Genomic DNA, 22,627 nt, shown 5'->3' with positions numbered 1-22,627 from the left:
GACTTGCACAACATGGCACATGGCTCATGGCACAAGGTGCTGAAGCCAGCGCTTTTCCCGCGTATCGGCCTGTGGCCTGCCTCATGCATAGAGGCACACCGTGACCCGAGCACGATGGCGCTGTCCGCGTCCGGGTGCATCGGCCCACTTCGTCGCAGTCCGTCACGCAACCTCTCTCCGGAGCGAGACATGAAACTTCGCAACCGAGCTTTTCTTGAATGTGCAGCGGTGCTGATCGCCGCCGCAGGTGCTGGCCTCGTCGGCTGCCAGGGCGGCGCCACGGATCCGCACGACTTCATCTCCGACAACCCCAAGGCCTCCAGCGACTCGAACAATGAAGACTCCGAAGGCAACACGGGCGCTGGCGGGTTCGGCGCGCCTTCGGCAGACGATGGTGCGGGCAACGGCGCCGATCGTGCGATCGCGGAAGCCGACATCATCCAGATCCACGAGGGCAAGCTCTACGCGCTCTCGCAGTACGCAGGCCTGAGCATCATCGACATCTCGGTCCCCGACCAGCTCACGCTGCTGGGACGATACTCCGCCAACCAGGGCACCCCCTTCGAGATGTACCTGCGCGACGGCGTCGTCTACGCGATGTTCAACGAGTGGGGCCAGTACATCTGGAACGCGGCCGACGGGTCGTACAGCTGGGAGACCTCGAGCCACATCGAGGCGCTCGACGTCGAGGATCCGAGCAACATCATGCAGCTCGGCAGCTTCGATCTGGCGGGCGCGGTCTCCGACTCGCGCATCGTCGGCGACGTGCTCTACGCGGTGTCGTACCAGAATGGCTACTGCTGGGGCTGCGAGAACAACCAGCGCAACACCACCATCACCTCGATCCGCGTCGGCAACCCCACCGCGATCGCCAAGGTCGACGAGCTGAGCTTCTCGGACAACGACGAGTGGGGCTACGGCTGGCACCGCAGCGTGTCGGCGACCTCCGAGAGGATGTACGTGGCCGGCATCGAGTGGAACGGAAGCGGCGAAGGCCACTCGACCATCCAGGTGGTCGACATCTCCGATCCGCAAGGCGATCTCGTCCTCGGGACGACCGTCCAGGCCAAGGGCCAGATCGAGAACCGCTGGCAGATGGACGAGCATGACGGCGTGCTCCGCGTGATCAGCCAGCCCGGCATGTGGTGGTCGGGCGACGTGCCCGCGGTGCAGACCTTCAACATCATCTCGTCGCAGAACCTGCAGCCGCTCGGCTACAAGGATCTCGTGCTCCCCAGGCCGGAGACGCTGCGCTCCGTGCGCTTCGACGGCGAGCGCGGCTACGCCATCACCGCGGAGCAGACGGACCCGCTGTTCACCATCGATCTGAGCGATCCCACGAACCCCGTCCAGATGGGCGAGCTGGAGATGCCGGGCTGGGTTCACCACATGGAGCCTCGTGGCGACCGGATCCTGGCGCTCGGCTTCGATCAGGCGCAGTCGGGAGGCTCGCTCCACGTCTCGCTGTTCGACGTCTCCGATCTCAGCAACCCCACGATGATCAACCGCGTCGCGTTCGGCGGTGACTGGTCGAACTTCGCCGAGGATCAGGACCGGATCCACAAGGCGTTCACCATCATCGATCAGCTCGGCCTCATCCTCGTGCCTTACTCGGGCTGGAGCTACGGAGACAACGAGTACGGCTGCGGCTCGTACGAGAGCGGCATCCAGCTCGTCGACTTCACGCAGAACTCGCTGACCAAGCGTGGTGTGGCCTCGTCACACGGCCAGGCGCGCCGCGCCTTCGTCAGCGACGGGCGCCTCTTCGCCGTCTCCGACGCCGAGGTGCGCACCTTCAACATCGCGAACCGTGACACGCCCCAGCCGGTCGTCTCGAAGGCGCTGGCGACCATCTCCAACCAGTCCGTGCAGGTGGGCAACCTGGTGGCCCGCCTCAGCGCCGACTGGTGGACGAGCGAGGCGCGCATCGATCTGGTCCCTGCAGCGACGCCCGATCGGGCCGACCCGATCGGACGCGTCGAGCTGTCGAGCGTGACCCAAGGCGGGTGCTACGGCTACGGCCTGTACAACGCGCGGCTCTTCGGACACGGGCAACACCTGTACCTGGTGTGGCCCTCCGACATGGGCACGTCGGCGCGGATCCTCTCCGTGGACGTGACCGATCCCGCGAACCCCGTCATCGGGGGGGAGACGCAGGTCCCGCTGTCGCAGACCGATCTGTGGAGCTACTACGAGCCCATCGTGCAGTCGGGTGACATGGTGGTGCAGGCCGGGAACGCGCTCGTCTTCCGCCGCTCCAACGCGCAGTCCAGGAACAACTACCCGTACGACTACTACGATGACTACGATCTGGGTGGCTTCAATGCGCCCCAGCTCAGCCCCGGCTGGCTCGAAGTCGTCGATCTGAGCAACCCTGGCCAGCCGACGCACGTCGCGACCGTGGCGCTGCCCGAAGCCAGCGGACACTCTGCGCTGCGCGCGGAGGGGACGACGGTGATGCTCTCGCACTGGGTGCCGCTGCCCGATGACGACACGAAGGCGCGCTTCTACCTCGACCGCGTCAACGTCGGGGTCCCGTCGATCCCCATCTCGCTGCCGCCCGTGAACGTGCCCGGCTCGCTGATGTCGTTCGACGCCACGACCAACAGGCTGCTCACCGTGGACTACCAGCGCCTCACGTACACCAACATCGACTACGAGACCTGCTACCGGAACCACGGCTGGGACTCTCTCTTCGAGCCCGAGAACCGGGATCAGTGGACCGGGAAGGGGACCTGCATCGCGATCCGCCGCGCCTTCAAGGTGACCGAGATCGAGAACAACCTGGCGACCCTGCTGGACTCGCACCCCATCCCCGATGGTACCCAGCTCACCGGCGTGGTGGTCGGCGATGACCGGGTCTTCAGCATGGCCAACAACTACAGCTGGTATAACGACTCGGGTTACTACGGCTCGGATTCGAAGATCTTCGCCGTGGGTGGCATCCGCGCTGGCGCGCTCCAGGTCGCCGAGCTCGCCACCGAGGAAGCCGGGTACATGATGCCCATCGCCGTCGACGGGAAGAAGCTCGTCGCTTCGAGCTGGTCGCCGGCCGGGTTGTGGACGCTCGACTCGACCGACTTCGACGCGCTCTCGTTCGAGCAAGCAGCCGAGATGCGCTCCTCACCCGACCACGTGACGATCTCCAACCACAAGGCGCTCTGCTCGCTCGGCACGTACGGCCTCGAAGTCGTCGACCTCGGCAACTGAGCACGCCTCCTCCGAGGGGGCGCCCGCCCCCTCGTTCGACGTCACGTCACCGAACGCGCTCTTCTCCCCTCCCCTGACCATGCAGCCCCGAGAGCGGGCTTGCGCTGCCCACGCAGCGGCGGGTACGGTGACCTCTCCGAGGCCCTGCCGCGATGGAACCTCACCCCCTCCTTGACGCGCCCCTGGCCCGCCTCCGGGAAAGCCTCCAGCGCCTCGCGACTGCGAGCGAGGCAGGAGACGCTGAGGGACGTGACGTGAGCAGCGCGCTCGATGCGCTCTCGGCGCTGGAGACCGAGGTAGGACGCATCCGCCCTGTCGTCTCCAAGGCTGGCTACCTCGAGAGCATCCTCTCTTCGATGAGTGACCTGCTCATCCTCGCCGGGCTGGACGGGGTCATCCGTATCGCCAACCCTGCCTCGAAGCATCTCACGGGACGCACGGCCGACGAGCTGATTGGCGAGCAGCTCGCCCTCATCTTCCCCGACCTCTCGCCTCCTGACTTCGGCGACATCCTCCAGCGCGACGGTGTGCATGACGAGGAGCGACTGTGCGTCACCCGATCCGGAGAGGTGCTGCCTGCCTCCCTCTCGGCCTCCGTGGTGCGCGATGAAGCTGGACGGCCCGAGGCGTTGCTCTGCGTCGCGCGCGATCTCAGCGCCAGCAAGCGCATCGAGGAAGAGCGTCAGCAACTCTACGAGGCCGTGCAGCGCCAGGAGATCTTGCTCGAAGAACTCTCCACGCCGCTCCTCCCCATCGCCGACGGTGTGCTGGTTGCGCCGCTCGTCGGCCCTGTCGATGGTCAGCGAGCGGCACGCCTGACCGAGGCGCTGCTCCAGGGCGTGACCACCCAGCACATCCGCGTCGCCATCGTGGATCTGACGGGTGTCCGCGAGATCGCCTCCGAGACCATCGCCGGATTGCTCCGCGCCGTGCAGGCGGTGCGCCTCCTCGGGGCTCGCGCCGTGCTCACCGGCATCCGTCCGGAGGTCGCGCGCTCCCTGGTCGAGCTGGGCGCCGAGCTGTCTGGCGTGCCCACCTTCGGCACCCTCCAGGCAGGCATCGCCCACGCGGTGCGCTGAGCCGACGTGCTCTCAGCCATCGGGCGCCTTTCTCCGCGCCTCGCTCGCCGCAGACCCCACCGACTGGCCCAGAAACTCGGCGGCCAGTGTGTGGAAGTACCGCGCCTCCTCTGCCACCTCGCCAGCCAGGGCGAACGCGACGCACTCGGCCGACAGCTCCCGCACTTCCTGAGCGAGCCGCTCCGCCCCGTCGTGCGCCGACACCTGTGCAGGCGGCACCGAAGAGGCGGCCCCCGGAGCCTGGCCGCTCCCCTGCTCCGATCGCGCCGTGTTCCCGGTCGACGCCAGCAGGCCTTGCTCGTTGCCTCCGCGCACCCGCACGAGGAGCTCACTGCGGCTCAGCCCCTGGACGGCATCGCCGATCACCACCATCCCGTCCCTCCCCCGCGGCCCCCCGGCGCGTCGCTCGGCGCGCTCCACGGCGATCCGCAGCGCCCTCTCCAGCTCTCCTCCCCTGGACAGTGCCAGCGCGCACCCCTGCTCGCCATCCGGGATCGACAGCTCCGGCGCCATCAGCGCAGCAATGGAAGGCGCCCAGACCGTGGCCGCCCCTGCACCGAACGTCCCGAGCCCGAGGAACACCAGCACGTTCAGCCCCCGCCTGCGCCGATCGAGCTTGTCGCGTGCCGCGAGCGCCCCCCACACACCCGCGATCGTGGCCGCGGTGTAGAGCGCCGAGATCACGCGCACCATCGTGGTCCCCACCGTGGTCGGCACACGTCCCGAGAGCGTCCCCGTGTCGGCCGAGGTCCTGTGCAGCTGCGGCCTCACCCCGTCCACCACCGACCGCAGCAGCGCAGACACGTGCTGCGCGTGGACCTCCACCTCCTCGGCGGCCCGCTGCACCTCCGCTGCACGCCCCACGGTCACCGCTTCGTGGAGTCGCTCCGTGCTCTGGCGCAGCGCATCGAGCTGACCGGGCGCCGTCGCCGGAACCCGTCTGGCGAGGCGGGCCACGGTGAACTCGGCCTGATGCACCACCAGACGCAGCTCGGCGACGGCCTTCGAGAGCGCGCGATCCTCGACTCCCGCGGCCTCGGCGCCACCCCCCTTGGCCCCTCGCTCTCGCTGGCGCGCTGGAGGCTCCGGCCGGCCGTCATCGAGCGTGGCGATGGATTTCGCGAGGAGGCGGAGTGACACGCCCAGCGCCTCCGGCTCCGCCACGTCGGCTGGACCGCACCCGAGGAGGAGCAACGGCAGAGACCAGAGAAACCGCGTGGATCGACGCATCGAGACCAGCGCCAGGACCGGCGCTCGGACGCAGCATAGTCCCGAGCAGCCGCGACCTGAAAGCGCTCCCCTCAGCTCAGCCTGAGATCGAGGATCCCCTCGCCGTGCGCTTCCCCCCAGCTCGCCCGTCGCCGGATCGCGTCTCGGTAAGCCGCCACGCGCGGCCAGCGCTGGAGATCGCCGAGCCGCGTTCCGATCAGCATCATCAGCGACACCCCCACCGAGCAGTCGGCCAGCGACAGCGAGTGGCCCATCAGGAAGCGGCGGTCTTCCAGGTGCGCGTCCAGCAGGTCGAGCGGTCGCTCCAGATCGATCGCCGCCTGTCTCACCAAGGTCTCGTCGATGCCGCGCTGACCCAGCACCGGGGCCACCATGTCGTTCCACCAGAGCGTGGAGCATGGCGAGGCGAGGTTCGCGCTCTCGAAGAACAGCCACTGCATCGCGAGCGCCTCCGAGGTCGGCACGTTCGGCCAGCGTGGCGTGTCCCGCGTGCGGCCCAGGTAGCTCAGGATCGCGTTCGACTCTCGAAGGAGCAGCGCTCCGTCCTCCAGCACCGGGACCTTGCGGTGCGGGTTCACCTTCGCGAAGGCCTCCGTCTGGTGCTCTCCGCGGAACAGGTTCACCTCGACCGCCTCGTAGTCCAGACCCATCTCCGCCAGGGCGAGGCGCACCTTGAGCGGGCTCGGCGAGTGGATGAAGGTGTAGAGGCGCATGCGATCGCCCTAGCCCAGCCTCGAGCGCGCGACCAGCGCACCGCACAGCCCACCTTCGTCCCGACCCTTGCCGCTCCCCCCGTCCCGGATTAGCTCCTCGATCGTGAACTCTGCCGTCTCGCCCGTCGCTCGCCTCCCCGAAGAGTGGGAGGCCTCGCTCCGCGCCCGCGGCGAGCGCGCCTTCACCGCCAAGCAGATTTTCCACTGGATCCACCGGCGCGGCGTGGTCGAGCCCGCCTCGATGACGAACCTCTCGGCGCGCCTCCGCGAGGCCCTGGCCAGCGAGGGGCTGGGCACCGTGGCCACCGTGGAGCGCGTCCACCGCGCGGCCGACGGGACCCGCAAGCTGCTCGTCCGCCTGCGAGACGGCGCCACGATCGAGACCGTCCTCCTCCCCGCCATCACGGGCCCTGGGGCGCGCGGACCGCTCGGCAACGTGCAGGCCGACCCGGACGAGGACGACGAGGACGACGAGGCAGACGCTGCGGCGGAGCCCGCGGGGACCGTGCGGGTCACCCAGTGCATCTCCACCCAGGTCGGCTGCGCCATGGGCTGCGTCTTCTGCGCCAGCGGCATCGCCGGCCTGAAGCGGCACCTCGGTCCGGACGAGATCGTCGCTCAGGTGCTTCTCGGGCGCACTCTCCTCGACGAAGGCGAGGCGCTCCGCAATGTCGTCTACATGGGCATGGGCGAGCCGCTCCACAACTACGACGCCACCGCGCGCTCGCTGAAGCTGCTCACGCACCGTGAGGGCATCGCCCTCTCCAACCGCCGAGTCACCGTCTCCACCTCGGGCCTCGTCCCGGAGATCGCCCGCCTCGGCGCCGACTTCAGCGGCCAGATCGGCCTCGCCATCTCGCTCCACGCCGCCGACGACGCGTCCCGCGGCGCGCTGATGCCCATCAACCGCAAGTATCCCCTCCCTCGCCTCATGGAGGCGCTCCACGCGTACCCGCTGCCGCGTCGCCGGCGCATCACCGTCGAGTACACGCTCGTCTCCGGCAAGAACGACGACCCGGCCGAGGCCCGCAAGCTCGTGAAGCTGCTCCGCAGCCTGCCGGTGAAGGTGAACCTCATCCCCATGAACCCCATCGAGGCCTCCGCGCTCGGCCCGCCCGACTGGACGCGTGTCGAGGCGTTCCAGCGGATCCTCCTCGACGCCGGCTACTCCTGTTTCATCCGCCGTCAGCGGGGCGACGACGTCTCGGCCGCTTGCGGACAGCTGGTTCTCCTCGGCGCCAAGCCCAAGGTGAAGGGCTTCCGCGCCACGCCACCGAGCTGAGCGCCGAACGCGGTCACGTCAGCGCGACGCGGGCCTCGACTTGCCCCACGCGCACCGAGCGCGCCCGGAGCACGACCCCACCGCGCCCGCGCACCACCCAGCTCACCTTGTGCCGCGGCGTGGTCCCCGAGGTCCGGGCCATGTAGGGCACGGACGACTTCTGATAGCCCCCCCAGCCCCCGAGGTGCCCGACCTGCTGCGTCACCTCACCCGACACCAGCTCGACGCCTGGCTCCAGCGCGATCTCTGCCTGCACGGGCTCGTTCCAGGGCAGCCCCCGGGAAGACGACAGCACGTACGTCGGCAAGAACCCCACGTTCTCCACGGTCGCCTCGAGCCGCGTGAGCCCCTCGCCGATCACCGTCGTCTCGACACGAGCAAGCCGGAGCCGAGGCGCCAGCGCGGCAAGCCGCAGGAAGAACCGCGCCTGCTGCTCGCACAGCTCCGAGAGCCGCTCGGGCGGCGGGTTGACGATGCTCTCGAAGGGATCGTAGCCCCCGATCTCCACCGGACCGAGCTGCGGGTGGTCGAACGAACGCCACCGCCCGAGGAGCCTCCCTTGGTTGTGCTCACGATCCCAGCGCCCGATCTGGATCAGGTCCGCGCGCGTCCGCCGCTGGTAGTTCCAGACGAAGGGCCGGAGCACCTCCACCCCCGACTGCTTCCAGAAGTCCCAGAGCTCGCAGACCATGGAGACCGCGCCACGCTGTGCATACGCGAACGTGCAGAGATCCCCGGAGAGCGGCGTGTCCGGCTCGTAGGTGAACTCCTCGAACATGCTCACCATCGGATAGCCGACGACCTGCTCTGCCCACTCGCCGAGCTGGAGGTACAGCTCCAGATCCGCTTGATCCATCTTCTTGTCCGACCGATCCCCCGAGGGGCGGATGAAGACGCCGCCGAACGTGTGCAGGTTGAGCCAGGCGAAGATGTTCGGGTGCTTCACCGCGAACTCGGTCACCGCACGCGCCTCGGGCTCGCTCGCCGCATAAGGACCGGCCCCCCACTGCCTGGGCTCTGGCGCCCACCCGTAGGGAAAGTTGCGGTTCAGATCGGTCTCGTTGTCCGAGAGGTAGCTGGGCATCGGAACCGTGAAGCCGTCCCAGCCCTCGATGAATCCCTCCGGGTACAGCGCATAAAAAGGGCCGGGATCCTCGATCCGCCTCGGCAGCATCAGACCCGCGACGTCCTGCGAGGCCACGAAATCCCCCGCCGGATCTTCCTTCCGCATCAGCCTCGCCTTGCCATCGCCGTCGACGTCGGCATGCCGCCAGTACGGCGCGGCGCGCCCGAGTCGGCCGTCTCGCGGGACCGAACGCACGTAAGCGTCGGTCCCGATCACACGCTCTGCGCCGTCCGGCGAGAGGCGGGGCAGCACGTAGAGCAGGACATCCTGTCGCACGATGTCGACCAGGTGCTGCGGCAGATCGTGCAGCATCCTCGTCGGGTCGAGGTGCGCCCGGAGGACATCCTCGGCGATCGCCAGCGCGACGCTCGTCCCCGAGTACTCCGAGGCGTGCATGTTGCCATCGACCCACGCCGCCGGGCGGATCCGGTCCGGCTCCGGACCGATCGTGAGCAGCCACAGCTCCCGCCCCTCGGGCGTGGTCACCAGGCTGGTCAGGCGCACGAGGCCGGGGAACGCCTTCGCCCAGGCTTGCACCTGACGCGTCAGGGCGTCGTAGGCGACGTAGCGACCGCGAAAGCCGACCGAGAGATCGTCGAGCAAGGCGACGCTGGAGGCGCCAGAGCGGGCAGACGGGTCGCGATCATGCATCCCTGGGCCATGCCGCACGGCGCCTCCAGGAGCAAGGAGAGCGTGTGCTCCATGCGCGCCGTTGCCCCCCTTCCACGTCGAGGACGTCGCGCCACAGATCTCGACGCGACCTCGCACGAGACCAGACGGCGCAGGCCCGACCAGGACCCGCTGGGTCGAGCCACCTTGCAGACGAGCCCAACCCACGCGACCGAGCCCCGCCCCCCTCCCTGAGCCCCCCTCGGTCGCTCGTGAGCGCAGCAAGGGTGGCAATTCACGCCAAGGGGGGCAGCGAAGGTTCGCATCCCTGGCGACCGAGGGTGCGTGCCCCGCGCGAGTCCTCGATCCGTGCGCAACTGCGAAACTGTCGGCTCCTCGTATGCTAAGGCCAGATCCATGCTGCTGGACGAACGCCTGGCGGGAGCGAAACTGCTGACTACCCCGGTGTGGGTCTTCGATACCGAACGCTACCGTGTCGTGTGGGCGAACCGAGCGGCGCTCGATCTCTGGCGAGCCGACAGCGAGGAAGAGCTGTTTCAGCGCGACCTGTCGAACCTGTCGGCCTCGGCGAAGACACGGAACCGCATGATCCGTGAGGCCTTGCTTCAGGGTCGGATCTGGCGCGACGAGATGACGCTCTACCCGCGCGGCCAGCCGGCGCGGATCCTCTGCACGGTATCCGGGCTGAAGGGGGAGAACGGAAGCCTCCACTGGCTCTGCGAGGGCCATGAGCGGACCGACATCGATCCGCTCCAGCTCCGCGGTGTGGAGGCCTTGCAACACACCACGGTCATGGTCGCGGTCGTCTCCCCCACCGGCGAGACGCTCCTCCAGAACTACGCGACCCAGCAGGCCTTCGGCGAGCAGACGTCCATCTACCCCTGGTTCACCGAACCCGCGGTCCCCGAGGCCTTGCTGGCAGAGGTCGCGGCAGGACAGGTGTTCGCAGGCGAGTTCCAGGTGGAGACCAGGTGCGGTCCCCGGTGGCACGGGCTCGAGGCGCGCTCGAACGTGGATCCGGCCACCGGCGCGCCCGCGGTGCTCTTGCAGCAGTACGACCTGACGCAGCGGCGCGAGCGCGACGCGCTGATCGAGCAACAGCGGCAGGAGATCCTGGCTCTCTCGGCGCCCATCCTCGAGGTGGCTCCGCAGACCCTCGCCGTGCCCATCATCGGCCAGCTCGATCGGGCCCGCGGGGCTCAGCTCACGGAGACCTTGCTGACGCGCGTCGTCGAGCAGCAGGCCGGGTCGGTGATCCTGGATCTGACCGGCGCCAGCACCGTCAGCGCGAGCGACCTGCTCTCCCTCGTGCGCGCCCTGTCGCTGCTGGACGCGAGGCCCATCATCACGGGCGTGCTGCCCTCCCTCGCCCACGAGCTGATCGCGTCGGAGGCTTCGCTGGAGGGAGTCCAGATTCTGCGCAACCTCCGGCAAGGCATCGCCGCCTGCGTCGGACACCAGCAGGCAGCACGTGGACCCACAGGCAGACAGAGGACGACGCGGCCGGGAGGGGACAGGAACGAAGACCGGTGAAGCGCGCCTCTCTCGTCAGGAATACGCGGTGAAAAAAGAACCCGAGGAGTGACGTCGTCGGTGCCGAGTGGCCGGACGCTCGAGGTCGAGGTGGACAGCGCTCGGCCTGGAGCAGGCCGCAGCTCGGCCGGGGTCACACCGAGCAGCGGTACGGGCTTTGCCATGATCCGGGACCACAGGGCCAGAGGTGCCTTGGGAGGGAACGTCATGCTCAACCGACAGGTGCGCTCTCTGCTCAGCCTCGCCGTGTTCGGCGGCCTCACGGCGGCAGCTGCCGTGGTGGGGAGCCGCGTCACCCGACCGAAACGCGACGTCTGGTACCGAGCGCTGCGCAAACCCGTGTTTCAGCCACCCCCCGTGGTGTTCCCGATCGTGTGGACCGGCCTGTACGCATTGATGGCCATCTCCGCGAACCGCGTCGCCTGGGCACCGAAGAGCGCCGATCGAAGCGCCGCGCTCGCGCTCTGGGCGGCGCAGCTCGGTCTGAACGCGGCGTGGACCCCGCTCTTCTTCGGCAAGCACCGACCGCAGCTCGCGCTCGCGGACATGACCGCGCTGATCGGGACGGTCTCCGCTTACACCGCGGTTGCACAGCGGGTCGACGCCAAAGCCCCGCTCCTCATGGCGCCCTACCTGGGGTGGCTCGGCCTCGCTGGCGCGATCAACGCAGAGATCATCCGGAAGAACCCGCTGCTCGCCAGCGACGCCCTGGTGGGTCGCTGACCACGCACGCCTGCACAGGGGCCCACCGACGCGGCATCCAGCCGCGCCTTGGCAGGTGTCGCGCCCTGGCAGGTCAGGAAGGCATGCGCTTCGCCCCTGAAATGTAAGTCGACGTGAGTCCGGAGGTCGGCGAAGAGACCCGCCTTTCGGCTCGACAGGTCCATGCTCTGGCTCTAAGCCTGAACGGCGACCAGGTGATGGACCGACGACTCATTTACTCGTTCCTTTTCATCGCCGGATGCTCCGGCGCGAACACCAACACGCCGCCTCCGACGGAGAGCCCACCTCAGGCGCCGCCTGGTGAGTTGCTCGGCCCTGAGGCCTTCGCCCGGATGCCCAGCGAGGAGGCGCGCTCGAAAGCGCTCTTTCTGGAAGCGGCCAAGGTGCTGACGCACCCGCGCTGCGTGAACTGCCACCCTCACGACGATCAGCCGCGCCAGCGCGAGCGCGCCGAGCTGCACTCGCCTCCGGTCGTGCGAGGGCCAGACAACCACGGCGTACCGGCGCTGCAGTGCGGCTCCTGCCATCAGGACAAGAACCTCGCGCACTCCAGGGTCCCTGGCGCACCGGACTGGCACCTGGCGCCAATCGAGATGGCGTGGCTCGGGCGAACGCCGGCGGCCATCTGCGCGCAGATCAAGGACCCGAAGCGCAACGGCGGCAAGACGCTCGCCGAGATCGCAAAGCACACGGCGCACGATCCGCTCGTGGCCTGGGGATGGAACCCTGGTGCGGATCGGGAGCCCGCCCCTGGCTCGCAGGCGGTGTTCGGCGCCCTCGTGGCCGCGTGGATCGACACGGGGGCCATCTGCCCCGAGGAGGAAGCGCGACGATGATCACCCTCAGCGTGAACGGAACGGGGTACAAGATCGACGCCGATCCGGAGATGCCGCTGCTCTGGGTGGTGCGCGATCTGCTCGGCCTGACGGGGACCAAATACGGGTGCGGCGAAGCCCTGTGCGGTGCCTGCGTGGTGCACCTGGACGGCGAGGCGGTGCGGGCGTGCGTGACGCCCGTGCGGCGCGCAGCCGGCAAGAGCGTGACCACGATCGAGGGGCTCTCCGCTGATGGCAGCCACCCGCTGCAAAAGGCGTGGGTCGAGCTGGGAGTCCCGCAGTGCGGCTACTGCCAGTCCGGCCAGATCATGAGCGCCGCCGCGCTGCTCTCGAAGAAGCCACGGCCCACGAACGAGGAGATCGACACTTCGCTCGCGGGCAACATCTGCCGGTGCGGCACGTACACCCGCATCCGCGCCGCGGTCCGGGTCGCCGCCGGGCTGCCGAAGGAGGAGTGATGGGCGCGCGAGTGGCTGACGTCTCGATGCGACGGCGCTCCTTCTTGCAAGGGCTGGGCTTCGTCGCCACGGGCTTGACGCTGGGACTCCTCGACGAAGGCATCGCGGAGGCTGCGCCTGTCGCAACGCCGCCGGCAGCCGACGGGCTGACGCCCAACCCCTTCGTCCACGTCGCGACGGACGGCGCGGTGGTCGTGGTCTGTCACCGCTCGGAGATGGGCCAGGGCGTGCGCAGCTCGCTCCACGTGGTCATCGCCGACGAGCTGGGCGCGGATCTCGGCCGGGTGAAGGTGGTGCAAGCCGACGGCGACAAGAAGTACGGCGACCAGAACACCGACGGCTCACGCAGCATCCGCAACGACTGGACGAAGCTGCGGCAGATGGGCGCCGTCGCTCGGGTGCAGCTCGTCGCGGTTGCGGCGAAACGGTGGCGGGTCCCGGCAGGCGAGTGCGAGGCGCGGGAGCACGCCGTGTGGCACAGCAGGACGAAGCGCTCCCTCGGCTTCGGTGAGCTGGCAGGCGACGCCGGGAAGCTGCCCGTCCCCGACGCGAAGAAGGTGAAGCTGCGCCCCAGGAACGAGCTGAAGCACGTGGGCACGGCGCTGCCGCTGCGCGACGGGCCGGACATCGTGACCGGACGCGGCAAGTTCGGCGCCGACGTCCGGCTGCCTGGGATGCTGACGGCCGTGGTGCTGCGTCCCCCCGTGGTGGGTGGCAAGGTGGCAAAGTTCGACGCGACCAGGGCGCTCGCCGTGCCAGGCGTGCGCAAGGTGCTGGAGATCCCGGCCTTCACGGGCGCCCCGGTGTTCCAGCCGCTCGGCGGCGTCGCCGTGATCGCCGATCATACGTGGGCGGCCATCCAGGGGCGCGCGGCGCTGTCGGTGACCTGGGATGACGGCGAGAACGCGAGCTACGACTCGGGGACCTACCGCGAGGGGTTGCTCGCCGCCGTGCGCGTCCCCGGCGAGGTGATGCGCAAGGTGGGCGACGTGGATGGCGCGCTCGCCAGCGCCGCCCGCACGATCGAGGCGGAGTACTACCTGCCCCACCTCGCCCACGCCGCGATGGAGCCGCCCGCCGCGGTGGCCCACTTCAAGGACGGCGCGTGCGAGGCCTGGGCCGCGACGCAGAACCCTCAGGCGGCGATCACCGAGGTGGCCCGCGCGCTGGGTGTCGACGAGAGCAAGGTGACCGTTCACGTCACGCTGCTCGGCGGCGGCTTCGGCCGGAAGTCCAAGCCGGACTTCGTGTCGGAGGCCGCGCTCCTGTCGAAAGCCATGGGCGTGCCGGTGCGCGTGCAGTGGACGCGCGAGGACGACCTCCAGCACGCCTACTACCACACGGTGAGCGCCCAGACGCTGAAGGCCGGCCTCGCCGCCGACGGCAAGCTCGTCGCCTGGCGCCACCGCTCGGCGTTCCCGCCGATCCCGTCGACGTTCGACGTCAGCCAGAAGCGCCCGTCCGAAGGGGAGATGGGCCAGGGCCTGCTCGACCTCCCGCTCGCCATCCCCAACGTGCAGGTCGAGGCCTGCGAGGCGAAGGCACACGTGCGCATCGGCTGGATGCGGTCGGTCTGCAACATCTTCCACTCGTTCGCGATCGGCAGCTTCGTCGACGAGATTGCGCACGCGCGCGGCCAGGACCCGCGCGACACCTGGCTGGACGTGCTGGGCCCGCCACGCATCCTCACGCCTCAGGAAGCCGGGGTGAAGAAGATCCCCAACTACGGCACCCCCATCGAGCAGCACCCGGTCGACGTCGGACGCTTCCGCAAGGTCATCGAGCGCGTGACCGAGATGTCGGGCTGGGACGGCAGGAAGAAGGCAGGCCGCGTCCTCGGTCTCGCCGCTCACCGCAGCTTCCTGACGGCCGTCGCCGTGGTCGCCTCGGCGGTGCGCGGCAAGGATGGGCAACCCCACATCGACGAGGTGTGGCTGGTCGCCGACGCCGGGACCATCGTGAACGCCGAGCGCGTGCGCGCGCAGATGGAAGGCGCCGTCATCTTCGGCATGAGCGTGGCCTTCCACGGGGCGATCACGATGAAGAAGGGCGCCGTCGAGCAGACCAACTTCCGCGACTACCCCGTGGTCCGCATCGGCGAGGCCCCGCGCCGCATCCACGTGCACATCGTGGAGAACGAAGAGGTCCCTGGTGGCGTCGGAGAACCCGGCGTGCCGCCCGTCGCGCCCGCGATCGCGAACGCCCTGTTCGCGCTCACCGGCAACCGGATCCGGCAGCTCCCGATCGCGCCGAAGCGCTCGTAGAGCACCGAACAAAACCGGGAACCACCAAGGGCAGCGTAGGGGGCTGACAGGCTCCTGGTTTAGGGTACGCAGGTCCAGCCCCTGAGCAGGGGGCGCAGCCCCCGAACGAGGCGACCATGTCCGAGCGAACCGATCAGGAAGAGATCCTCCCGCTGCTCTTGCGGCCCCTCGTGGCCGTGGGGGTGACGATCCGGCTGACGTTCCACACGCAAGGCCTGCTGATGAGCGGCGTCCTCATCTCGGAAGGCGAGTATCTGAAGCGACTCCTGGAGCAGGTCATCGCCGGGACCCGCGCTGCCGAAGGCGAGCAGAGCAAGGCCGTGGCCGAAGGCCTGGAGGGGCTGCGTGCGCAGGTCATGGCGCTTCCCGAGGAGGTGGACGGCACGGCGCCATTCCTGCACTTCCGTGACGTCCGCATCCACTACGGCGTGGGCACGGACCGGACAGCGACGCTGTGGCGGGTGCGCTCCTCGGCAATCGACGGAATCTCCCTCGAGAGCCTGGATCACGAGCGGCGCTTCTCCTGACGCTCGAGGGCAGCGCAGAACCTGACGCGGGGACACGAAGTTCTAATCCGCTCCGTACGTACAGGTGAGCAGCGACCCACGAGGTGATCTGCACCACCAGCCAAGAACACCGAACAACACCGAACCGAGCCGACCAAAGAGACGCGAGCAACAGTGGCCATCTCGGCAAAACCGCGAGCTCCCCGGTTGCACAGGCCCCGTGAGTGGACGACGCGACCAGGTTCGGCCCGTGCACAGGTCCCGTGAGTGGACGACGCGACCAGGTCTCGCCCGTGCACAGGTCCCGTGAGTGGACGACGCGACCAGGTCTCGCCCGTGAACAGGTCGCATCAACGGACGACGACACCTTGTTTTCGGACATCCTCCCCGGACACGCACGACGACGGCGAGGAGAGCGCGTGCCCTGGTCCCGTCGGCCGGCGACGCGCTCCATGTTCGTTGCCATGCAGGTCTCTTCCAGGGACCGCGGGGGGTTGGTGAGCGGGACCTGATGTCGTGAGCCGCCGACGCGGGCAGGGTCGGAGGCAAACCTCGACCCGTCGCGCGAGGCGCGGCCCTGGTCCCATGCGTGACCGACCTCCGCAAAAAACGCCGACACCTGGATCACCACGGCCGGCGACGCGAGGCGCAGTCACCTGAACCGCGCCGGCGGGCCGGAAAGGTCTGAACCGGATGAACCTGACGGGTGTCGTCGCTACTTGCTGGGAGCCGCGAGGTGCGCCTCAGGGAGAGGCGCCTGGCTTCCAGCTTCGGTCGAGCAGACTGGGTCTCAGCTGCCCGGAGCGTCAGATCTGCGACCGCCTGTCGGCGTCCTCAGATCCTGGCAACTTCATCAGTTGCCGCCGCCCTCGCCACCAGCGCCGCCTTCGCCAGCGCCACCTTCACCAGCGCCACCTTCACCTGCGCCGCCTTCGCCAGCGCCGCCGCCACCCTCATTGCCGGTGGTGGTCGTCGTGGTCGTCGTGGTCGTCGTGGTCGTCGTGGTCGTCGTGTCCGTGCCGCCGTCGTCGTCGCCGCCGCAAGCAACGGCACCGAACGCCAGCGTGGCAACCAGAAGCGCACCCATCTTGCTGAAACGGTAAGCAGTGTTCATTTTCTGACCTTTCGTGAGCCAACCAGCTGCAGCGTCCACGCCTATGAAGCGCAGCGCTACCGCTATCAAAGCGGACGCTAATCCCCCATAGCGGACAAAGCAAGTCTCCGGCACGGTGCGCACGGGCAAGGAGGGGCAGCTCGACCCACATGGGAACCCGAGCGATCGCGGCAGTTTGCGCCACGTGCAGCCCACGGCACGACGACGTGGGACACGCGCCCACGCCGCGCCTACCCTCGAAGGATGCACCCCTCCTCTGCTGCGCGTGCGTCTGCGCGTGCCCTGGTGCTCGGCGCGGCGACGCTCCTGACCACCCTCACCGCATGCAGCACCGAGACGGCTCCTGATCCAGGACCAGGGACTGGAGGAGCTGGCGGGGCGCCCGCTGCGCCCTACACGCTGCAAGCGCTGAACGACGTCCGGATCAGCAGCGATGCGAACGACGAGCATTTCCAGCAAGCCTTCGCCGACATCGATCTCAGCGGCGCGCCGTTCGCCTCCGTCAAGCTGGTGGTGGAGTTGAAAAGTACCTGCACTCCCTTCGAGACCTGGTCGTCGAACCCTCCACCCGAAGGGCACCGCTGGCCAGCCGACTGCGATGCGTACGACCGCAACTTCGAGATCTCGCTCGACGACCCGCGCGCCGACGGAGACGCCCCCGGCATCGAGTTGATCCGCGCGATCACGCCGTTTGGCGGGCCCATGCGCCTCGAGGAGGACATCACCGACATCGCCAACGGAATGCCTGGCCCGCATCGCTTGAAGGCGTTCATCGCGACATGGCCGGATCCCGAGGGTCAGGTGAGTGGCGCGAACGGTGGATGGAATGTGAACGCCTCGCTGGAGGTGACCCCCGGTCCTGCCCCCCGCGACGTGCTCGCCGTGGTGCCTTTGTTCAACGGAACGCAGCGCGGCATGGACGGCAGCACGCCGATCGCGTTCCAGGTCCCCGAAGGGACGACCAGCGCCCGCCTCGAGTACCGCGCCACGGGTCATGGCGGCGACCCCGGAGGGACGGGATGCATCGGCCCGGCCGAGGAGTTCTGTCGGCGCGTCCACCGGATCTTCGTCGACGACGAGGCGATCACCCACTTCAACGCCTGGCGCGACGACTGCGACACGCTCTGCACGCTCGCGCACTACGGACCCGCGGATGGCGGCTTCGACTACTGCCAGGAGAACCCGTGTGGCGCGATCGAGAGCGTGAGGGCACCGCGCGCGAACTGGTGCCCGGGCAGCGTCACGCCACCGCTCGTCTTCGACGGTGCCGCGCCGGTCACGCCGGGAGAGCACCGCTTCGCCTGGACGATCGTCAACCCTTCGCCCGGTGGCCAGTGGCGGCTCTCGGCCCACTACATCGCATTCGGGAGATGAAACCCCAGCCGCACGAGGGGCGCTGCAAGGTCATCGGGGATCTCCGCGACCGCGCGCACACGCTCTCCGGTCCACGGATCGGGGAATGACAGTGCGCTGGCGTGGAGCGCGAGGCGCGCGAGCCCCACGTCGTCGCGGTAGGCCCGGTTGAGGGCGCCCTTGCCGTAGTTGGCGTCCCCGATCAGCGGGTGACCGATGTGCTTGAGGTGACGCCGGATCTGGTGAAATCGGCCGGTGCGCGGGCGCGCCTCGACGAGGGCGCAGCGCTCGACCGCGGCGAGTCTGCGAAAGTCGGTCACGGCAGGCACGCGAGGGCCCCCCTCGGATTTCGGCACCGGATGATCGATGACCCCCTCATCTGGAGGGCAGCCGCGCACGAGGGCGAGGTAGCGCTTCTCGACGGTCGAGGCGTTGAAGCAGGCCTGGAGGCTGGCAGCGCTCTCCGGGTCCAGCGCGAAGAGCACCACCCCGCTCGTCCCGCGATCGATGCGGTGGACCGGGTAGACCCAGCAGCCCATGTCGTCCCGCACGAGGTCCAGCGCGGTCACGCGATCCCGGCAGTCGCCACGGTGCACCGCGAGGCCCGAGGGCTTGTCGACGGCGACGTAGCGGTCGGTCCGCACGAGGACGGGGAGCGGTGCGGCGGGGCCGGTCATGAGGCGCGGACGCTAGCACGAGGGCACGCTCACGCGGAGCGCGCCTCCACCCCCCTCCGTGCGCCTGCCAGCGCTGGTTGGTTGATTGACGTTTCACGCTTCTCCGTCGCTTCCTCCTCCGGCACCCTCCGCGCCATGGAGACCTGGATCGCGAGCCGTCCCCCGTACCGCATCACCACCGATCCGGAGCGGATCGACCTCGACGTCGTCCACGGCTTCCTGCACACGTCGTACTGGTCGCCTGGCCTTCCGCGTGACGTGCTCGTCCGCGCGATCGCGAACTCGGTCAACTTCAGCCTCTTCCACGACGACGCGCAGATCGGCTTCGCCCGCGTGGTGACCGACAAGGCCACCTTCGCGTGGCTCGCCGACGTGTTCGTCCTCGAGGCGCACCGCGCCCGCGGGCTCGCACGCTGGATGGTGCAGACGGCGCTCGATCACCCGGAACTCACCGGCCTCCGTCGCTGGATCCTCGGCACCCGGGATGCCCACGGCGTCTACGCCCCGCTCGGCTTCCGCCCGGCGATGGAAGACCGGTACATGGAGATCCGACGCCAGAACCCCTACGGCGTCGTCACGACCTGACCCCTGGAAGGCGAAAACCACGAGCCTGCTTGACGACCCCGCGGTGCCCATCCTACGCCTCCAGCGTGCTCCGCAAGATCCTGGTCGCCAACCGCGGTGAGATTGCTTGCCGCATCCTCCGCACCTGCAAGCGCCTCGGCATCGCCACCGTGGCCGTCTACTCCGACGCCGACGCCCAGGCGCCGCACGTCGCCATGGCGGACGAGGCGGTCCGCATCGGGCCCGCGCCCGTCAAGGACAGCTACCTGAACATCGAGGCCATCCTCGACGCTGCCCGCACGACCGGCGCCGACGGCGTCCACCCGGGCTACGGCCTGCTCAGCGAGAAGCGTGCCTTCGCCGACGCCGTCGCGGCCGCCGGGATCACCTTCATCGGCCCTCCTCCCGAGGTGCTCGACGCCTTCGGTGACAAGATCCGCGCCCGCGAGGTCGCGCGGAAGGTGGGCGTCCTCCCACCGCCAGGCACCGATGGCCCGCTCGATCCTGCCGACACGGAAGCCGTCGCGCGCGAGGCCGAGCGCATCGGGTTCCCCTTGCTGGTCAAGGCAGCCGGCGGCGGTGGCGGCATCGGCATGCAGATCGTCCCCGACGCGGCGAAGCTCGCACGCGCCGTCCAGGCCTGCTCGGATCGCGGCCGCCAGGCCTTCGCCGACCCGCGCGTGTACCTGGAGCGCTACATCGAGAAGCCCCGGCACATCGAGGTGCAGGTCCTGTGCGACGGAAAGGGCGGCGCCGTGGCGCTCGGCGAGCGCGAATGCAGCGTGCAGCGCCGGCACCAGAAGATCATCGAGGAGACGCCCTCCCCCGCCGCATTCTTCCAGGGATCCGAGGGTGAAGCGCGACGCCAGAAGCTGCTCTCCGACGCGCTCCGCGTGGTCACCAGCGTGGGGTACGTGGGCGCCGGCACCGTGGAGCTGGTCGCGAGCCAGTCCGGCGAGATCTGGTTCCTGGAGGTCAACGCGCGCCTCCAGGTGGAGCACTGCGTGACCGAGATGGTCACCGGCATCGACCTCGTCGAGCAGCAGATCCGCGTCGCCTCGGGCGAGGCGCTCGCACCCGAGATCCTCGCGAACGAGCGGCGCGGCAGCTCGATCGAGGCCCGCGTCTACGCCGAGGACCCGGCGAAGAAGTTCGCGCCTCAGCCCGGTCGTGTCACCCGCCTCGCCTGGCCGGAGGCTGGCGAGGATCTGCGCATCGAGACCGGCATCACCGAGGGGCTCGACGTCACCCCGTTCTACGATCCCATGCTGGCGAAGGTGGTGGCCTTCGGCGAGACCCGCGCCGACGCCATCCAGCGGCTCGACGCCGCGCTCGGTGCGACGACCCTGGAACTCACGGGCCCCGCGGGTCCCGCGGCCAGCAACCTCACCTTCCTCCGCAAGGTGCTCGCCTCCGAAGAGTTCGCGGGCGGCCAGTACGACACCTCGCTCGCCGAAGCGCTCGTGAAGCGCTAGCGACTCCGGCCCCTCGCGGAGCGCGGGCCACCCTGGTCAACGGTCCGGCACGCCATTAGAAAGGGGCCGTGAACCACGACCCCCTCCTCGAACCCGCCGAGCGCTGGCTCGCCCACGATCCCGATCCCGCCACCCGAGGCGAACTCCAGCGCCTCGTCGAGGCAGCCCGCGCAGGGGACGCGGCCGCACGCACCGAGCTGAACGAGCGCTTCTCCGGGCCTCTGGAGTTCGGCACCGCAGGCCTGCGGGGGCTCCTCGGCGCGGGCGAAAGCCGCATGAACCGCGCCGTCGCACGGAGGACGACGGCGGGCCTCGCAGCCTACCTGCTCGACCTGCTGGGCAACGAGGCGCGCAACCGTGGCGTCGTGGTCGGCTACGACGCCCGCCGCCTCAGCCGAGAGCTGGCCGAGGACACCGCGGGCGTGCTCGCCGCTGCTGGCATCCCGGCCCACCTCGCCACCGCGCCCTGCCCCACCCCGATCACCGCGTTCGCCGTGAAGCACCTCGGCGCCGCCGCTGGGGTCATGGTCACCGCCAGCCACAACCCGCCGGCCTACAACGGGTACAAGGTCTACTGGGGCAACGGCGCCCAGATCATCCCGCCCCACGACACCGGCATCGCCGCTGCGATCCACGCCGCGCCGCACGCCGACGAGATCCCCTGCCCCGATCTCGACGAGGCGCGCCAGCGGGGCCTCCTCCACGATCTTCCGGCGAACCTGGAGCGCGCGTACCTCGACGCCATCCGTGCCCTCTCCGCCCGCGCCGACGGCGACCGCGCGATCCCCATCGTGTACACCCCCCTCCACGGCGTCGGTGACCGCCTCGTCCACCAGGCCCTCGCCGAGGCCGGCTTCACCCGCGTCACCAGCGTCCCGGAGCAAGCCCAGCCCGACGGCGCCTTCCCCACCGTGTCCTTCCCGAACCCCGAAGAGAAGGGCGCGCTCGACCTCGCCCTCGCCCTCGCCCAGCGCGAGAACGCGGCCCTCCTCATCGCCAGCGATCCCGACGTCGATCGCCTCGCCGCCGCCGTCCAGCGCCCCGACGGCACCTACCAGCAGCTCACCGGCAACCAGCTCGGCGCCCTGCTCGGCCACTACCTCCTCACCGAAGGCGTGAAGGAAGGCGACCGCCTCGTCATCGCCACCTGCGTCTCCTCCCCCCTGCTCGGCACCATCGCCCGGGCCCTCGGCGTTCGCTACGAAGAGACGCTCACCGGCTTCAAGTGGATCGCCAACCGCGCCATGGACCTCGAGCGGGAGACGGGGACCCGCTTCGTCTTCGGCTACGAGGAGGCGCTCGGGTACTGCCCAGGCACCGTCGTGCGCGACAAGGACGGCATCAGCGCCGCCCTGCTCCTCGCCGAGCTGGCGGCTGCGCGGCGGGCCGAAGGGCTGACCCTCCTCGACGAACTCGATCGGCTCGCCCGCACCTACGGCCTGTTCCTGAGCACCCAGCGCAGCTTCACCTTCCCGGGCACCGAGGGCATGGCCATCATCGACGCGGCCATGGACCGGCTCCGACGCAAGCCACCGCGCGTCATCGCCGACCTCGACGTCACGGCGCGCATCGACATCGCGCAGGGCACGCGCGTCCAGCAGAACGGCACGACCATGAAGCTGTCGCTCCCGTCGAGCAACGTCCTGATCTACGAGCTCGAGGACGGAAGCCGCGTCATTGCGCGTCCGAGCGGGACAGAGCCGAAGATCAAGTTCTACCTCGACGTCCGCGAGCTCGTGGCCGAAGGCGAGCCCCTCGCCGAGACCGAGGAGCGCGCGCGGGCCAAGCTCGAAGCGCTCGGTACGGCGTTCTGCGGCCTCGCTGGAATGGGCTGAGCGCGCGCTGCGCCTCCAC

Annotated in this window: 18 protein-coding genes; 13 read left to right on the top strand and 5 right to left on the bottom strand. The window is 69.4% G+C overall.

The window, feature by feature from the left end; all coding sequences use genetic code 11:
* The first annotated feature begins 189 nt into the window (after positions 1–189).
* The gene (locus CMC5_RS15225; RefSeq protein ID WP_050431113.1) at positions 190–3,210 is read left to right on the top strand and encodes a beta-propeller domain-containing protein; all 3,021 of its coding nucleotides are present in this window, start codon (positions 190–192) and stop codon (positions 3,208–3,210) included.
* A 254-nt stretch (positions 3,211–3,464) separates the two neighbouring features.
* Positions 3,465–4,289, top strand: coding sequence for a PAS domain S-box protein (locus tag CMC5_RS15220; protein ID WP_169796549.1), 825 nt, complete (start codon positions 3,465–3,467; stop codon positions 4,287–4,289).
* 12 nt (positions 4,290–4,301) lie between these two features.
* Here the strand turns inward: CMC5_RS15220 and CMC5_RS15215 are convergent, their stop codons facing one another.
* On the bottom strand, positions 4,302–5,519 hold the full coding sequence (locus CMC5_RS15215) for a hypothetical protein (RefSeq protein WP_156338612.1): 1,218 nt from the start codon (positions 5,517–5,519) through the stop codon (positions 4,302–4,304).
* Between the two features lie 71 nt (positions 5,520–5,590).
* Entirely contained in the window at positions 5,591–6,232 is a 642-nt protein-coding gene (locus CMC5_RS15210) for a glutathione S-transferase family protein (protein WP_050431110.1), read from the bottom strand.
* 103 nt (positions 6,233–6,335) lie between these two features.
* Between CMC5_RS15210 and rlmN the strand changes: the two genes are divergently transcribed.
* Positions 6,336–7,514 carry a dual-specificity RNA methyltransferase RlmN gene (gene rlmN, locus CMC5_RS15205; RefSeq protein WP_245678448.1) on the top strand — a complete coding sequence of 393 codons (1,179 nt, stop codon included), beginning with the start codon at positions 6,336–6,338 and terminating at the stop codon, positions 7,512–7,514.
* Between the two features lie 13 nt (positions 7,515–7,527).
* Here the strand turns inward: rlmN and CMC5_RS15200 are convergent, their stop codons facing one another.
* Complete coding sequence (locus CMC5_RS15200; RefSeq protein ID WP_050431109.1) at positions 7,528–9,291, bottom strand: M14 family metallopeptidase; 1,764 nt, start codon at positions 9,289–9,291, stop codon at positions 7,528–7,530.
* A 375-nt stretch (positions 9,292–9,666) separates the two neighbouring features.
* On the opposite strand from CMC5_RS15200, the gene CMC5_RS15195 reads away from it, so the two are divergent.
* From CMC5_RS15195 to CMC5_RS15170, 6 genes are all read left to right on the top strand, one after another.
* Complete coding sequence (locus tag CMC5_RS15195) at positions 9,667–10,803, top strand: PAS domain-containing protein (RefSeq protein ID WP_050431108.1); 1,137 nt, start codon at positions 9,667–9,669, stop codon at positions 10,801–10,803.
* Positions 10,804–11,010: 207 nt separating this feature from the next.
* Positions 11,011–11,526: a TspO/MBR family protein gene (locus tag CMC5_RS15190; RefSeq protein ID WP_156338611.1), complete on the top strand. Its 516-nt coding sequence runs from the start codon at positions 11,011–11,013 to the stop codon at positions 11,524–11,526.
* Positions 11,527–11,723: 197 nt separating this feature from the next.
* Positions 11,724–12,362: an Isoquinoline 1-oxidoreductase subunit gene (locus CMC5_RS15185; protein WP_156338610.1), complete on the top strand. Its 639-nt coding sequence runs from the start codon at positions 11,724–11,726 to the stop codon at positions 12,360–12,362.
* Positions 12,359–12,820: a (2Fe-2S)-binding protein gene (locus CMC5_RS15180; RefSeq protein ID WP_050431106.1), complete on the top strand. Its 462-nt coding sequence runs from the start codon at positions 12,359–12,361 to the stop codon at positions 12,818–12,820. The genes CMC5_RS15185 and CMC5_RS15180 overlap by 4 nt, the downstream gene beginning before the upstream one ends.
* 26 nt (positions 12,821–12,846) lie before the next feature.
* Positions 12,847–15,084: a xanthine dehydrogenase family protein molybdopterin-binding subunit gene (locus tag CMC5_RS15175; protein ID WP_245678447.1), complete on the top strand. Its 2,238-nt coding sequence runs from the start codon at positions 12,847–12,849 to the stop codon at positions 15,082–15,084.
* A gap of 116 nt (positions 15,085–15,200) precedes the next feature.
* Entirely contained in the window at positions 15,201–15,611 is a 411-nt protein-coding gene (locus CMC5_RS15170) for a hypothetical protein (RefSeq protein ID WP_050431104.1), read from the top strand.
* Positions 15,612–16,443: 832 nt separating this feature from the next.
* Here CMC5_RS15170 and CMC5_RS15165 read toward each other — a convergent pair.
* A complete protein-coding gene (locus tag CMC5_RS15165; protein WP_050431103.1) occupies positions 16,444–16,704 on the bottom strand; it encodes a hypothetical protein in 261 nt (86 codons plus the stop codon).
* Between the two features lie 243 nt (positions 16,705–16,947).
* Between CMC5_RS15165 and CMC5_RS15160 the strand changes: the two genes are divergently transcribed.
* Positions 16,948–18,078 carry a peptide-N-glycosidase F-related protein gene (locus tag CMC5_RS15160; protein ID WP_050431102.1) on the top strand — a complete coding sequence of 377 codons (1,131 nt, stop codon included), beginning with the start codon at positions 16,948–16,950 and terminating at the stop codon, positions 18,076–18,078.
* Here CMC5_RS15160 and CMC5_RS15155 read toward each other — a convergent pair.
* The gene (locus tag CMC5_RS15155) at positions 18,057–18,734 is read right to left on the bottom strand and encodes a pseudouridine synthase (protein ID WP_050431101.1); all 678 of its coding nucleotides are present in this window, start codon (positions 18,732–18,734) and stop codon (positions 18,057–18,059) included. The two genes, CMC5_RS15160 and CMC5_RS15155, sit on opposite strands and share 22 nt — an antisense overlap.
* Before the next feature lie 135 nt (positions 18,735–18,869).
* Between CMC5_RS15155 and CMC5_RS15150 the strand changes: the two genes are divergently transcribed.
* From CMC5_RS15150 to CMC5_RS15140, 3 genes are all read left to right on the top strand, one after another.
* The gene (locus CMC5_RS15150; RefSeq protein ID WP_050431100.1) at positions 18,870–19,319 is read left to right on the top strand and encodes a GNAT family N-acetyltransferase; all 450 of its coding nucleotides are present in this window, start codon (positions 18,870–18,872) and stop codon (positions 19,317–19,319) included.
* A gap of 65 nt (positions 19,320–19,384) precedes the next feature.
* On the top strand, positions 19,385–20,773 hold the full coding sequence (locus CMC5_RS15145) for an acetyl-CoA carboxylase biotin carboxylase subunit (protein WP_050431099.1): 1,389 nt from the start codon (positions 19,385–19,387) through the stop codon (positions 20,771–20,773).
* 68 nt (positions 20,774–20,841) lie between these two features.
* A complete protein-coding gene (locus CMC5_RS15140) occupies positions 20,842–22,608 on the top strand; it encodes a phospho-sugar mutase (protein ID WP_050431098.1) in 1,767 nt (588 codons plus the stop codon).
* Positions 22,609–22,627: the final 19 nt, after the last annotated feature.

The organism is Chondromyces crocatus, assembly GCF_001189295.1.
In the GTDB taxonomy this organism is placed as follows: domain Bacteria; phylum Myxococcota_A; class Polyangia; order Polyangiales; family Polyangiaceae; genus Chondromyces; species Chondromyces crocatus.
This window is presented reverse-complemented; position numbering and strand designations above follow the sequence as displayed.